The sequence below is a fragment of the Pseudodesulfovibrio hydrargyri genome (genome assembly GCF_001874525.1).
GTDB classification, from domain to species: Bacteria; Desulfobacterota; Desulfovibrionia; order Desulfovibrionales; family Desulfovibrionaceae; genus Pseudodesulfovibrio; species Pseudodesulfovibrio hydrargyri.
Window position 1 is genome coordinate 679,957 of the sequence record NZ_LKAQ01000004.1, and the last position, 12,286, is coordinate 692,242.

Genomic DNA, 12,286 nt, shown 5'->3' on the forward strand with positions numbered 1-12,286 from the left:
ACGTTGCTTCGAAACAGGATGTATCCTAGGCAACGGCTTCTTTCAAGGCGGCCAGGACCTGATCGCGGTCCATGTCCGTGGTGTCGATGACGGCCGCATCACTCGCCGCCTTGAGCGGGGCCACGGCCCGGTTGCGGTCCTGGTCGTCGCGTTTGGCGATCTGTTCCTTGAGCGCCCCGAGATCGGCGGGCTTGTCCATCTCTCGCAGCTGCAGGAACCGGCGGCGGGCGCGTTCGTCCACCGAGGCGTCCAGAAAAAACTTATGCGGGGCGTCCGGAAAGATCACGGTGCCCATGTCGCGGCCCTCGGCCACCAGGGAATACTTCGCCCCCAGTGCCTGCTGGGCGTGCTTCAGGAAGGTCCGGATGACCGGCAGGGTGGCCACGTTCGAGGCCCACATGCCGACCTCCTCGGTGCGGATTTCGTCCCCAATGGGCGTGCCGTTCAGGGACAGGACCGAATCCTCGCCCACCCCGGACAGCGCGTACTCGAAGTCCGCCAGGGCCTCTTCCAGCCGTGCTTCGGGCCATTCCCAGGCCCCTTTGCCGAGCTTCCAGGCCACGGACCGGAACATGGCCCCGGTGTCCAGGTACGGGATGGACAGCAGCCGGGCCAGCCGCTTGGCCATGGTGGACTTGCCCACCCCGGCCGGGCCGTCAATGGTCACGATCAGGGGGTTACCCATTGAGGATGTCCCCCACGGCCTTGATGAACAGCTCGTTCTCCCTGTCCGTGCCCACGTTCGCGCGGATGCAATCGGCCAGGCCGAAGCTGCCCAGGTGGCGGACGATGATGCCCTGCTCAAGCAGGGTCTGGAAAAGCGTCTTGGCGTCCATGGGCGGCCGGAACATGACGAAGTTGGACTGGCTGGGCCAGACCTTGCACCCGAGCCGGGTCAGCTCCCTGGTGAAATACTCGCGCCCGTGCATGACCACGCTCAAGGTTTCGTTGAAGAAGGTATCGTCCTCCAGCGCGGCCAGCCCGGCCTCCTCGGCCAGCAGGTTGACCGTGAACGGAATGCGCGCGTTCCGAAGCAGCGCGGCCAGGTTTGCGGGCATGATCCCGTACCCCAGCCGCATGCCCGCCAGGCCGTACGCCTTGGAGAACGTACGCAGGCAGACCAGGTTCTCGAATCGGTCGAAGGCCTCGACCGGCGAATAGGACTCCGGCGGCCAGGCGAACTCGATGTACGCCTCGTCGACCACCAGCAGGCAGTCCTTGGGCAGCACGCCCGCCAGCACGGTCAGATCCTCCACCCCGGCGGCCAGCCCCGTGGGATTGTCCGGGCTGGTGACCACGACCATGGCCGTGTTCTCGTCCGCGGCCTCGGCCAGCCCGTCCAGGGGCAGGGCGCAGTCCTCGCCGCGCGGGACCACCCGGTACTCCAGGCCGCACAGCTTGGCGCACATGCCGTACATGGCGAAGCTGTGCTCGTAAAAAACCACGTTGGACTTGCCCGGCACGGCCTTCATGCGGAAGAGCATGTCGATGATCTCGTCCGAGCCGTTGCCCACCAGCACGCACTCTTCGGGCACGCCCACGTTCTCGGCCACGGCCCGGGTCAGCCTCGGCGTATGGTTCTCCGGATAGCGGAAGGCCCGCGCCGCGTTGCGCTCGATGGCCTTCATGACCAGCGGCGACGTGCCCAGCGGGTTCTCGTTGCTGGCCAGCTTGATGACCGACTTGAGACCGTATTGCGCCTGGATCTGCTCGATGGTCAGACCCGGCACGTACGGTGCGAAATCCATGATCTCCGGACGAACGGTAAACTCTCTCATCACTCTCTCCTCAAAGAATGGCCTCGCCGGCGGGCGTCTCCGACGGCCGGGGCGCTGTCCCGGACCCCGCCAGAGAACCTTTTGAAAAAGGTTCTCTGGACTCTCCAAAACTTTTTGTGTGCCTTCGGCAGGGCCGTGCGGACGCGGGCTGCCGTGCCTTTTGTTCCCCTTGATACATCCCCCCCGCTTCCCCTCGCCTCCGCGAAACGCCCAAAAAGTTTAGGAGGGTGAGAGGGGTTGGGGGGGCCGGGGGGAAGGGGAGAGAGGGAAGCCCTTTTCCAAAGGGTGCCCTCTCTCCCCTTCCCCCGGGCGCCGCAGGCGCAATAAAAAGGAACGGTCGAGACCGTTCCTTTATATGGTTTAGGTCGGTCCGTAAAGGAACTAGCTGGGCCGGACGGTGAGGACCGGGGCCTTGGAGCTCTTGACCACCTTTTCGGCCACCGAGCCGAACAGGATGCGGTCAATGCCCTTGCGGCCGTGGGTGCCCATGACGACCATGTCGCACTTTTCGGCCTCGCAGATGGCCAGGATTTCCTCTGCGGGATAGCCGGTGACGACCTTGCCTTCCACGTTGAGATCGTTGAAGTTCTCCTTGACGAAGGCGTTCATGGTGTCTTCGGCGCCGGTGACGATCTCGCCCACGAAGCTCTCGATGGAGCTGGGCGGCACGTGGAAGCCCACGTACTGGCTCAGGGACGGCGCGACGTACAGCACCAGAATCTGGGCCCCGGAGCACTTGGCCATCATGTTCGCGTAGTCGGCCACCATGGGGCTGTAATCAGAAAAATCGACCGCACACAGTATCTTCTTGATCTCGGGCATGGTTTTCTCCTCCTTGCGTATTGTCTACCCCTCCGTCCAATGCGGAGAGCGATGATTCCTGCCTAATTTCTATATGCCTCTCCCGCCCCGGATAGACAACCCTTTTCTTCTCCAGTACGGTTGCCGGGAGCCCAGGCACCCGCCGGATCGCCCCGGCGGCAGAAATTGCCGGGCTTTCATGTAAAAAGAATAAGCTTTTCCAATCAGTTGTCAATAGCCTGGCATTGGCAAGGTCTTTGCAACATTTCAGGCAAACCACAGGATAGGAGTTGAACCATGAAGATCCGTCCTGATCAGATCGAGGGCGTCCAATCGGAACAAGCGCAGCGCCGCAACAAGGCGCGGCAGTCCGACGCGGACTTCGGGGATCTTCTCAATCAGGAAGTCGCGCGGGGAGAGAAGGCTGTATCGCAGCCCGTCGCGCCGCCCCTGATCGTGAACCCCCTGCTCGCCGCCGGACAGGTCGCCGCCGTGCAGCCCGTCTCCGAGGACGGCGCTCAGGTCGCGGGCCAGGTGGAATCCATCCTCGACAAGTGGGACGACTACGCCGCCACCCTCGCCGACCCCCAGGCCGGGCTCAAGTCCGCCTACGGGACCCTCGACGAAATAGCCGACGACGTGGCCACCCTCAAGGCCGAACAACCGGACCTCGAAAACACCCACCCCGGACTCAAGTCCATTGTCGACGAGTTGGAAACCCTCGCCGCCACCGAACAGTTCAAGTTCAACCGCGGCGACTACGCCTGACCCGACCCACGACCCCATTTCGCCCGGCCCGGCCCACACCAGTGGACCGGGCCGCCCTCTTTTTAAAGGCATGCCTCCGGCGGCCAGAGGGGGAAACTTTTGAAAAAGTTTCCCCCTCTGGACTCCCCCTTCCAAACTTTTTATCGCCGCTTCGCGGGGTAAGTGCGCCTAGAAAAGACCTCCAACTCAACAAAGAGTCGAGGTCCCGTCTTTTTCTTCCTTGGAGCGATTCGGGTGCACAGCACCCGACAGCGGCTCTTCCCCCGCGCTCGGAATAGGCTTTCGAGAGTGGGTCAGCTGTGCATTTTTCGAGGGTTCGCCTGACCGCAGCGTACCCCAGTACGTGAGGATCAGGCGGACCCTCGAAAAATGTGCAGATGGCCCGCTATCGGAAGCCGCCCCCCTCCCCTGCGAAGCCGGACATACGCAAAGCCCCCCGAAAGCGCACGGCTTCCGGGGGACCTACGATCTCTATAAAAGGGACGCCTATTCGCCCAGATACGCTTTGCGTATATCCGGATTCGCCAACAATGCTTTAGCGTCATCCTCCATGACTACGTTGCCTGTTTCGAGGACGTAGCCCCGGGTGGCGGCCTGGAGGGCGAGGTTGGCGTTCTGTTCGACCAGGACCACGGTGACGCCCTGTTCGTTGATCATCTTGACGATGTCGAAGATCTGCTTGACCAGGAGCGGGGCCAAGCCCATGGACGGCTCGTCCAGGAGCAGGACCTTGGGGCGGCTCATGAGCGCGCGGGCCATGGCCAGCATCTGCTGCTCGCCGCCGGACAGGGTGCCTCCCAGCTGTTTGCGCCGTTCGCGCAGTTTGGGGAACAGGTCGAAGACGCGCTCCACGTCGTCCTTGACCCCGGCGGCGTCGCGGCGGAAGAACGCGCCCATGTCCAGGTTCTCGAGCACGGTCAGGCGCGGGAAGATGCGCCGCCCCTCGGGCACCTGGCACAACCCCATGGTCGGCAGGATGTCCGAGTTCACACCGTTGATGCGCTCGCCCCGGTACAGGACGTCGCCCGAAACCGCCTTGACGATGTTGCATATGGTCATCAGCGTGGTGGACTTGCCCGCGCCGTTGGCCCCGATGATGGAGACCACCTCGCCTTCAAAGACCTTGAGCGAGATGCCCTTCAGGGCCTGGATGCGCCCATAGGCCGAGACCACGTTCTTCAGTTCGAGGATGGGAGCTTTTTCTGTCATGTATGGTTGCCTCCGGCGGCCGGGGTAAGGGGAGGAAAAACACTTTGAAAAGGGTTCTTTCCTCCCCTTACCCCGGCCCCCCATCCCCTCCTTTTCCCAAACTTTTTATGCCGCTTCGCGGGGAGGGTGGTTGTCGGTATTATTCTCTCTGAGCCAGGCCTGCGCCTTGCGCCCATCACGCCGCCATATGGATTCATGCTGTCCCCCTTCTTCCCTGGCGGCGCGCCAAAAAGTTTGGAAAGGGGGTCCGGGGGGAAAACTTTTTCAAAAGTTTTCCCCCGGTTCTTTTCTTAATCCGCTTCCTCGGACCGGCGGCCGACGCGCTTGGCGGGCCAGATGCCGGCCGGGCGCACGAGCATCATCAGGGTCATGGCCCCGCCGAACACGAGCATGCGGTAGAGTTCGAATTCACGGAACAGCTCGGGCAGGGCCACCAGGGCGAGCACGCCGAGGATGACGCCGGGGATGGACCCCATGCCGCCGAGAATGACCATGGCCAGGACCATGGCGGATTCCAGGAAGGTGAAGGATTCCGGGCCGACGAACTTCATGCGCGCGGCGAAGAACGCCCCGGCGAAACCGGCGAAGGTCGCGCCCATGGCGTAGGCCAGCAGCTTGAGCAGAAAGGTGTTCACGCCCATGAGCTCGGCCGCGGTCTCATCCTCGCGGATGGCCTCCCAGGCGCGCCCGATGCGCGAATAGTTGAGCCGGTAGACCGCCAGGATGGTCACCACGGCCAGCCCGAGGATGATGTAGTACATGCTCGACAGGGAGCGGAATTCATAGCCGAACAGCTCGGGCCGGGGGATGGACAAAATGCCGTTGGGGCCGTTGGTCAGGGACATCCAGTTGTTCAGGATGAGCCGGACGATCTCGCCGAAACCGAGGGTGACGATGGCCAGGTAGTCGCCGCGCATGCGCAGGGTCGGGTAGCCGATGATGCAGCCTGCGATGGCCGCTATGACCGCCGCGATGGGCAGGCAGAGCCAGAAGGACAGGCCGTAGTTGATGCTCAGGATGGCGTAGGTGTACGCGCCCACGCCGTAGAAGGCGATGTACCCGAGATCGAGCAGTCCGGCCAGGCCGATGACGATGTTCAGGCCCAGGCCGAGGCAGACGTAGATGAGCACGCTGATGGCCACGTCGTGGGCGTAGCGGCCGGTGACCAGGGGATAGACGATGGCGGCGGCCAGGACGATCCCGAGCAGCAGCCAGGTGGGCGCCTTGTCGTAGGCCCTGCCCAGCGCGTTGGTCGCCTGTTTGGCGGGCCTGCCCACGGCGTCGAGGTAGCCCGCCTCCTTGACCTGGTAGAAGAACATGATGAACACGGCGGCCACGGCCACGTAGCCGAAGACCTTGAAGGTCGCGGCGAATTCCAGCGTGTCCGGCTTGATGCCGAGCAGGGGCCACAGCAGCAGGAGGAACCAGCCCAGCCCGACGCCGCAGGCCAGCCACAGTCGTTTAGACTCGCGTATCGTCAACGTTCTCTCCCATGATGCCGGTGGGTTTGAAGTACAGCACGCCGATCAGGATGATGAAGGCGAACACGTCCTTGTACTCGCCGGAGATGTATCCGGCGGCGAAGATCTCGACCATGCCGATGATCAGCCCGCCGACCAGGGCGCCGGTGATGTTGCCGATGCCGCCGAGCACGGCCGCGGCGAACGCCTTGATGCCGGGCACGAACCCCATGGTGTAGTTGACCGAGCCGTAGTACAGCCCGACCATGATGCCCGCCGCGGCGGCCAGCCCCGCGCCCACGGCAAAGGTCAGGGCGATGATCCGGTTGGAGTTGATGCCGACCAGGGCGGACATGACCTTGTCCTGGGCCGTGGCGCGCATGGCCCGGCCGATCCGGGTCTTGAAGACCAGGATGTTCAGGCCGACCAGCAGGAAGGCGGTCAGGGCCACGATGAAAATCTGCATGTAGGAGATGGAGACGGCCCCGATCTCGAATCCGCCGGAGGTTATCTCCGTGGGATAGGGCCGGTCGTACACGCCCTGGGTGAGCATCAGGCCGTTCTGCAGGAAGATGGACATGCCCAGCGCGGACAGCAGCGCGGCCAGGCGCGAGGCCTGCCTGAGCGGCTTGTAGGCGAGCTGTTCCACGGCCATGGCCAGCAGGGCGCAGTAGCCCATGGACAGGACCAGGGAGATGGCCAGGCAGGCGTAGGGGTTCACCCCCTGCGAGGAAAGATAGGAGATCAGGATCACGCCCATGTACCCGCCCGCCGCGAAGAACTCGCCGTGGGCGAAGTTGATGAGCTGGATGATGCCGTAGACCATGGTGTAGCCCAGGGCGATGAGGGCGTAGACCCCGCCGAGCGTGATGCCGTTGATCAGCTGTTGCAGAAAAAAGTCCATGTTGTTCCAGTATCCGGGACCCCGCTCAAGCGGGGTCCCGGTTGGTTAGACGGGTTGAGGCCTAGAGCTTTTCGCCGGTCAGGGAGTTCCAGTAGGGCACGAACTTGCCGTCCTGGATCTTGTACACGGTGTAGTTGGAGCCGGAGTCGCCGTTCTCCTGGTAGTTGATCTGCTTGGACGCGCCGGTGAAGTCGAGCTTGAGCAGCTCTTCACGGACCTTGGCGGGCTCGGTGGTGCCCGCTGCCTTGACGGCCGTCAGGTACGCGGTGGCGGAGTCGAAGGCGTAGGCGGAGTAGGCACCGGGCTCGTTGCCGGTCTTGGCCTTGTACTTGGACTGGAACTCCTTGTATTTGGGAGCGTCCTTGTCGATGGCGCCGAAGGTGCAGAACATGCCCTCGGAATCACCCTTGGCGATCTCGATGAGTTTCGGATGGTACACGGCGTCCTGGCCCATGAGGATGGCGTCGATGCCCATGCGCTTTGCCTGGATGACCATGAGCGCGCCCGTGGCCGAATTCTGCAGGGAGATGTAGAACAGATCCGGGTTGGCGGCCTTCACCTTGGTCAGCACGGCGGAGTAGTCCTTGTCGCCCTGGTTGACGTGGTCGTGCTCGAGAACCTGGATGCCGACGGCCTCGGCGGCGGCGGCCACGCCTTCGGCCAGGCCCTGGGAGTAGGTGGTCTTGTCGTCCACGATGAAGATGGTCTTCACGCCTTCGACGTCCTTCATGAACTTGACCGCGGCCGGGGCCTGGTGGTCGTCACGGCCGCAGGTGCGGAACATGTACTTCAGGCCGCGCTCGGTGACCTTGGGGTTGGTGGAGGCCGGGGTCAGCATGAAGATGTTCTCCTCGGCCAGGGTCTCGGAAGCGGGGATGGTCGAGCTGGAGCAGTACGCGCCGACAACGGCGGGGACCTTTTCGTTGATCAACTTGTTGGCTGCGGCGACGGCCTGCTTCGGGTCGCAGGCGGTGTCCTCGGAAACGATTTCGATCTTGGAGAAGCCGGGGATGCCGCCGGCCTCGTTGACGACTTCCACGGCGATCTCGGCACCCTGGCGGATGTCGTTGCCGTCGGCGGCGTAGGGGCCGGTCAAGGGGGACATGGTGCCGATCTTGAGGACCTGCTCGGCTTTTTTCTCTTCGCCGCCGCAGCCCGCCAGGAGCAGGCCCAGAGCGAGCAGGGCAACTGCGAGTACCAGTAAACGTTTCATAAACACTCTCTCCATTCGTTGCGGTTCTGCCAGCCTCTCTCTACTGGCCCAAATATGCCTCGATCACGTCGGGGTTTTTCTGAATCTCCTCAGGCCTCCCCTCGGCGATCATTACGCCGTGGTCAAGGACGACGATGCGGTTGCAGATGCCCATGACGACCTTCATGTCGTGTTCGACCATGAGCACGTTGATGCCCAGATCGGTGATCCGACCGATGGACTCCATCAACTCCTTGGATTCGGCCGGGTTCAGCCCGGCGGCGGGTTCGTCCAGCAGGATGGTGTGCGGCTCGCTGGCCAGGGCGCGGGCGATCTCGAGCCTGCGCTGGTGGCCGTAGGGCATGTTCGAGGCCACCTCGTCGGTGCGCCGGCCCAACCCCATGAAATCGAGCGCCTTCTGGGACTTCTCGATGATCCGCTCCTCCTCGCGCCGTTGGCCCGGGCTGCGCAGGATCGCGCCCACCACCCCCGACCGGGAGCGGCTGTGCTGGGCGACCATGCAGTTCTCCAGGGCGGTCATGTTCTGGAAGAGACGGATGTTCTGAAAGGTCCGGGCGATGCCCATGGACAGGACCTGGTAGGGCCGCAGCCCGGTGATCCTGGTGCCGTCGTAGGAGACCGAACCGCTGGACGCCTTGTACACCCCGGTGATAACGTTGAACACCGTGGTCTTGCCCGCCCCGTTGGGGCCGATCAGCCCCACGACCTCGCCTTCGGACACGGAAAAGGCCACATCGGTCAGGGCCTGCAACCCGCCGAAGCGGACACAGATGTCGTCAAGAGTGAGATTTGCCATATTTACCTAATTAAATAGTAGAAATCATCCACCGGGACCGGAGTGAAAGCCCCCCTTTCGACATTTCAATCGTCTGAAATGACGGCCCTTTTGGGATTCAGGCACTACTTACCTTATTTGGCAAAAAAAGTCTAATGCTCGCTTAAGTTATGGATAGTCAGGTGAAAATTTGGCGAAATTGAAAAAATGATGAATTTTGTTCTTTGCAATCCCGTGATTGCGCAGGCAAAAGTGGGTTTTATTGTGAATTCGTGACTTCCGGCCGCGACCGTGCCAGAATCGGGGCCGATTTCCCGGTGCGCAACCCTGCGCACATGTGTTCAGACAGACAAAGGAGCTCAACAATGGCAAAAACCATACTGATCACCGGCGCCACCGCCGGATTCGGCCAGGCCATGGCCCGCCGCTTCGCGGCCGAGGGCTGGAATCTCGTCATCACCGGCCGCCGCGTCCAGCGCCTCGAAGCCCTCAAGGCCGAGCTGGCTCCGGCCGAGGTGCATACCCTGGACTTTGACGTGCGCGACCGCGCGGCCTGCGAGCAGGCCGTCAAATCCCTGCCCGCCGCGTTCGCGAACATCGACGTCCTGGTCAACAACGCGGGCCTGGCCCTGGGCCTGGAGCCCGCCCAGGCCTGCGACCTGGACGACTGGGAAGCCATGATCGACACCAACATCAAGGGGCTGACCTACATAACCCGCGCCGTGCTTCCCGGCATGGTCGAGCGCAACGCGGGCCATGTGGTCAACCTCGGCTCCGTGGCCGGAACCTACCCCTATCCGGGCGGCAACTGCTATGGCGGCACCAAGGCCTTCGTCAACCACTTCTCCAAGAACCTGCGCGCCGACCTGCTCGGCACCAGGGTCCGGGTGACCAACATCGAGCCCGGCATGTGCGAGACCGAGTTCTCGGTGGTCCGGTTCAAGGGCGACAAGGCGTCCGCGGACAAGGTCTACGAGGGCATCAGCCCGATCACCCCCGAGGACATCGCCGAGTGCGTCTTCTGGACCACCAACCTGCCCGCGCACGTGAACATCAACGCCCTGGAGGTCATGCCCGTGCAGCAGGCCTTCTCCCCGTTCGCCGTTTCGCGCGACAAGTAAGGCAGCATCCGACCCGCCACACAGGCAAATGGCCCGGAACTGCTTCCGCAGTCCGGGCCATTTTCCTTTTCTGCATCAGGACCGCGCGACGCATCTACGGCCGGAACGGACACTGCATCGGTTACATCAATGCAACATCTTCACTGTACTGATATTATAAAGCGGCGATCCGCATTTTAACGCTTGAGCGGCAGAACATATCTTGTTATAGATATCGCACACATTAAAAGAGGTTGCTCGCATTCCCACCCAAGACACGTCCTCGCCCTCGAGTTCCCCCCCGTCCGAACCGGGCCGGTTACCGACCGTCAAGGGACTTACCGACCTCTGTAGCGACCTCTTTAGTTGGCCCGGTTTTCTAAAAAAGATGGGAACGAGCCTCCGCCGCTGGCCATCCGTGGACGCAATGGCCCGCGGGCTTGAGCGCCGCCCCCGCTTCAACATAGCCCTCGGCACCTTTGCCCTGTGGATCTTCACCGCGATCATCTGGTCGTATCTCGATCCGCTCGGCTTGGACGCGGCCTTGATGGCCTATTCCCAACAGATCGTCGACCGGGTCACCGCGCCCTTTTACGATTCCCCGGGACAGGACCGCATCGCCGTGGTGCTCATCGACGACTCCACCCTGGAGGAGTGGAAAGTGGGCTGGCCCCCGCCCTACGACCGGTACACCACCCTGCTCTACCGGGTCCTGCGGCAAAAGCCCAAGGCCGTGTTCATGGATATCATGCTCGAACGGCTCCGGCCGCGCGACGAGGACTCCTTCAAGCGGGCCCACGCCACGCTGACGAGGATGAAGCTCGACATACCGGTCATCCTGGCCCGTTCCGGGCCGGACGCCCCGAACCTGTTCGCCGACGTCCCGGGCGTGGACACGGCGGTGGTGTCCTGGCGCACCCCCGAATACCCCCTGTGGGACGCGAGGGCGGACGCCCCCACCCCGGCTCCCCAGCTCTACCGCCATCTCTGCGGCGACACCCGGGACAGGGCCTTGGGCTGTTACAAGGGTGTAGACCCGGCCCGGGGGCAACCCATGGCCGTGCAATGGGGCTGCGCGGTCTCGGCGACCATGCGCGACCAGGGCCTTTTGCCCGAGGGCGCGTTTTTCGTGGCCCCGAACTGGGGGGAACGGCTCCTTCGGGCCTGCGGGCTGCTCTGGCGAAGCCTCCTGGTAGGGCTGGACCGGGATTCGATGGAAAAGGCGCGGGAGCGGCTTCCCTACGCTGTCACGGTCAGGGCCCAGGACCTGGACAAGGTCCGGGGCCTGCTCACGGACCGGGCGGTCCTCATCGGCACGGCCCTGACCGGCTCCAACGATCTGGTCCAGACCCCGGTCAACGGGCAGTTGCCCGGCGTCTATTACCATGCCATGGCCCTCGACAACCTGACCAACTATGGCCCGCGCTACTTCACCAACCCACCCCAGAACATCCTTCTGTTCCTATCCATTACCGTTCTCATGTCCGCCCTGTCCGCCGCCATGTATGTCCATCACGGTAGGTTGGGGCTCCGTTACCTCTGCCTGTCCTGGGTGCTCATTTTATGCTTGATGATCGGTTCCTACGGGCTATTCAAGCTGGCCCCGCCAAACTGGCTGGGCTATTGGCTACTCGCCACCCTTGCGGCAAAATTGCAATCGCCCTGCCTGACCGCTTCCGATATCAGAAAATGCATAGGGGACGCGCATGCCTAGGAGGTCTTCCGGCGCGCCAACGGGCGTCTCCCCTTTTTACCCCACGCGGTATGCACCGACGGGGAGAAGCTGGGTATTCCGGCCTTACGGCCACTCGCTTTTACTGCTTTGAGCGGGGGGGCCGGGCCGTCCGATACGTGTGTATCCATAAACCGGCGGCCTCCGGCCCCGGCAACGAGGAGGGAACAATGATTCGAACAGTTTTCGCGCTCGTCGTCATCCTGGCGCTGCCCCTGCCGCTCCTGGCGGCGGGAACGGGGCAATGCATCACTAAATTCGAGACCGACCCGGTGGCCTATTTCGTCAAATCCGGCAACGGGTTCACCCTGGGGGGAGACCTGGCCGTCAGCGAACTGCCGCCCGTACCCGTGCCCGTGGTCAAAGCGGAGCCCGGCGGCTACCTGATGATCGAGCACAACGGGCAGCCATTATGGTTCGACCCCATGGACGTGGCGACCGACGCGCAGAAGACGGCGGACAAATGCCGGAAGACCGTGGGCAACCCTCCGGGGCTGAAACCGTTCGGTTCCCCGGGCATCGGCGAGAACTGACAACTCCGAGGTG

General features: G+C 63.1%; 12 protein-coding genes. 4 read left to right on the plus strand and 8 right to left on the minus strand.

Annotated elements, in window-relative coordinates:
- Nucleotides 1-25: 25 nt before the first annotated feature.
- The 3 genes from cmk to BerOc1_RS07610 all read right to left on the minus strand — a co-directional run bounded on the left by cmk (nucleotide 26) and on the right by BerOc1_RS07610 (nucleotide 2,600).
- Nucleotides 26-685: a (d)CMP kinase gene (gene cmk, locus BerOc1_RS07600; RefSeq protein WP_071545116.1), complete on the minus strand. Its 660-nt coding sequence runs from the start codon at nucleotides 683-685 to the stop codon at nucleotides 26-28.
- A complete protein-coding gene (hisC, locus tag BerOc1_RS07605; protein WP_071545117.1) occupies nucleotides 678-1,778 on the minus strand; it encodes a histidinol-phosphate transaminase in 1,101 nt (366 codons plus the stop codon). The genes cmk and hisC overlap by 8 nt, the downstream gene beginning before the upstream one ends.
- A gap of 381 nt (nucleotides 1,779-2,159) precedes the next feature.
- A complete protein-coding gene (locus tag BerOc1_RS07610; protein WP_071545118.1) occupies nucleotides 2,160-2,600 on the minus strand; it encodes a universal stress protein in 441 nt (146 codons plus the stop codon).
- Between the two features lie 276 nt (nucleotides 2,601-2,876).
- Here BerOc1_RS07610 and BerOc1_RS07615 point away from each other — a divergent pair, with 276 nt between their 5' ends.
- Nucleotides 2,877-3,347: a hypothetical protein gene (locus tag BerOc1_RS07615; protein WP_071545119.1), complete on the plus strand. Its 471-nt coding sequence runs from the start codon at nucleotides 2,877-2,879 to the stop codon at nucleotides 3,345-3,347.
- 486 nt (nucleotides 3,348-3,833) lie between these two features.
- On the opposite strand, the gene BerOc1_RS07620 is transcribed toward BerOc1_RS07615, so the two are convergent.
- The 5 genes from BerOc1_RS07620 to BerOc1_RS07640 form a co-directional block, all read right to left on the minus strand.
- The gene (locus BerOc1_RS07620; RefSeq protein ID WP_071545120.1) at nucleotides 3,834-4,556 is read right to left on the minus strand and encodes an ABC transporter ATP-binding protein; all 723 of its coding nucleotides are present in this window, start codon (nucleotides 4,554-4,556) and stop codon (nucleotides 3,834-3,836) included.
- Nucleotides 4,557-4,846: 290 nt separating this feature from the next.
- The gene (locus BerOc1_RS07625; protein ID WP_071545121.1) at nucleotides 4,847-6,037 is read right to left on the minus strand and encodes an ABC transporter permease subunit; all 1,191 of its coding nucleotides are present in this window, start codon (nucleotides 6,035-6,037) and stop codon (nucleotides 4,847-4,849) included.
- A complete protein-coding gene (locus tag BerOc1_RS07630) occupies nucleotides 6,018-6,920 on the minus strand; it encodes a branched-chain amino acid ABC transporter permease (RefSeq protein WP_071545122.1) in 903 nt (300 codons plus the stop codon). The genes BerOc1_RS07625 and BerOc1_RS07630 overlap by 20 nt, the downstream gene beginning before the upstream one ends.
- Nucleotides 6,921-6,981: 61 nt before the next feature.
- The gene (locus BerOc1_RS07635; RefSeq protein ID WP_071545123.1) at nucleotides 6,982-8,133 is read right to left on the minus strand and encodes a branched-chain amino acid ABC transporter substrate-binding protein; all 1,152 of its coding nucleotides are present in this window, start codon (nucleotides 8,131-8,133) and stop codon (nucleotides 6,982-6,984) included.
- 40 nt (nucleotides 8,134-8,173) lie between these two features.
- On the minus strand, nucleotides 8,174-8,929 hold the full coding sequence (locus BerOc1_RS07640; RefSeq protein ID WP_071545124.1) for an ABC transporter ATP-binding protein: 756 nt from the start codon (nucleotides 8,927-8,929) through the stop codon (nucleotides 8,174-8,176).
- Between the two features lie 344 nt (nucleotides 8,930-9,273).
- Here BerOc1_RS07640 and BerOc1_RS07645 point away from each other — a divergent pair, with 344 nt between their 5' ends.
- The 3 genes from BerOc1_RS07645 to BerOc1_RS07655 all read left to right on the plus strand — a co-directional run bounded on the left by BerOc1_RS07645 (nucleotide 9,274) and on the right by BerOc1_RS07655 (nucleotide 12,273).
- Nucleotides 9,274-10,029 (plus strand): SDR family oxidoreductase, encoded by a 756-nt coding sequence (locus BerOc1_RS07645; protein ID WP_071545125.1) that lies wholly within the window; start codon nucleotides 9,274-9,276, stop codon nucleotides 10,027-10,029.
- A gap of 406 nt (nucleotides 10,030-10,435) precedes the next feature.
- Entirely contained in the window at nucleotides 10,436-11,722 is a 1,287-nt protein-coding gene (locus BerOc1_RS07650; protein ID WP_071545126.1) for a CHASE2 domain-containing protein, read from the plus strand.
- A gap of 188 nt (nucleotides 11,723-11,910) precedes the next feature.
- On the plus strand, nucleotides 11,911-12,273 hold the full coding sequence (locus BerOc1_RS07655) for a hypothetical protein (protein WP_071545127.1): 363 nt from the start codon (nucleotides 11,911-11,913) through the stop codon (nucleotides 12,271-12,273).
- The last annotated feature ends 13 nt before the right edge of the window (nucleotides 12,274-12,286 follow it).

Excerpts from the sequence above, each read along its gene's own strand:
- BerOc1_RS07655 (WP_071545127.1), top strand. The coding sequence starts at position 11,911 with ATGATTCGAACAGTTTTCGCGCTCGTCGTCATCCTGGCGCTGCCCCTG.
- BerOc1_RS07630 (WP_071545122.1), bottom strand. The coding sequence starts at position 6,920 with ATGGACTTTTTTCTGCAACAGCTGATCAACGGCATCACGCTCGGCGGG.
- cmk (WP_071545116.1), bottom strand. The coding sequence starts at position 685 with ATGGGTAACCCCCTGATCGTGACCATTGACGGCCCGGCCGGGGTGGGC.
- BerOc1_RS07650 (WP_071545126.1), top strand. The coding sequence starts at position 10,436 with ATGGCCCGCGGGCTTGAGCGCCGCCCCCGCTTCAACATAGCCCTCGGC.
- BerOc1_RS07620 (WP_071545120.1), bottom strand. The coding sequence starts at position 4,556 with ATGACAGAAAAAGCTCCCATCCTCGAACTGAAGAACGTGGTCTCGGCC.
- BerOc1_RS07645 (WP_071545125.1), top strand. The coding sequence starts at position 9,274 with ATGGCAAAAACCATACTGATCACCGGCGCCACCGCCGGATTCGGCCAG.
- BerOc1_RS07615 (WP_071545119.1), top strand. The coding sequence starts at position 2,877 with ATGAAGATCCGTCCTGATCAGATCGAGGGCGTCCAATCGGAACAAGCG.
- BerOc1_RS07640 (WP_071545124.1), bottom strand. The coding sequence starts at position 8,929 with ATGGCAAATCTCACTCTTGACGACATCTGTGTCCGCTTCGGCGGGTTG.
- hisC (WP_071545117.1), bottom strand. The coding sequence starts at position 1,778 with ATGAGAGAGTTTACCGTTCGTCCGGAGATCATGGATTTCGCACCGTAC.
- BerOc1_RS07610 (WP_071545118.1), bottom strand. The coding sequence starts at position 2,600 with ATGCCCGAGATCAAGAAGATACTGTGTGCGGTCGATTTTTCTGATTAC.
- BerOc1_RS07635 (WP_071545123.1), bottom strand. The coding sequence starts at position 8,133 with ATGAAACGTTTACTGGTACTCGCAGTTGCCCTGCTCGCTCTGGGCCTG.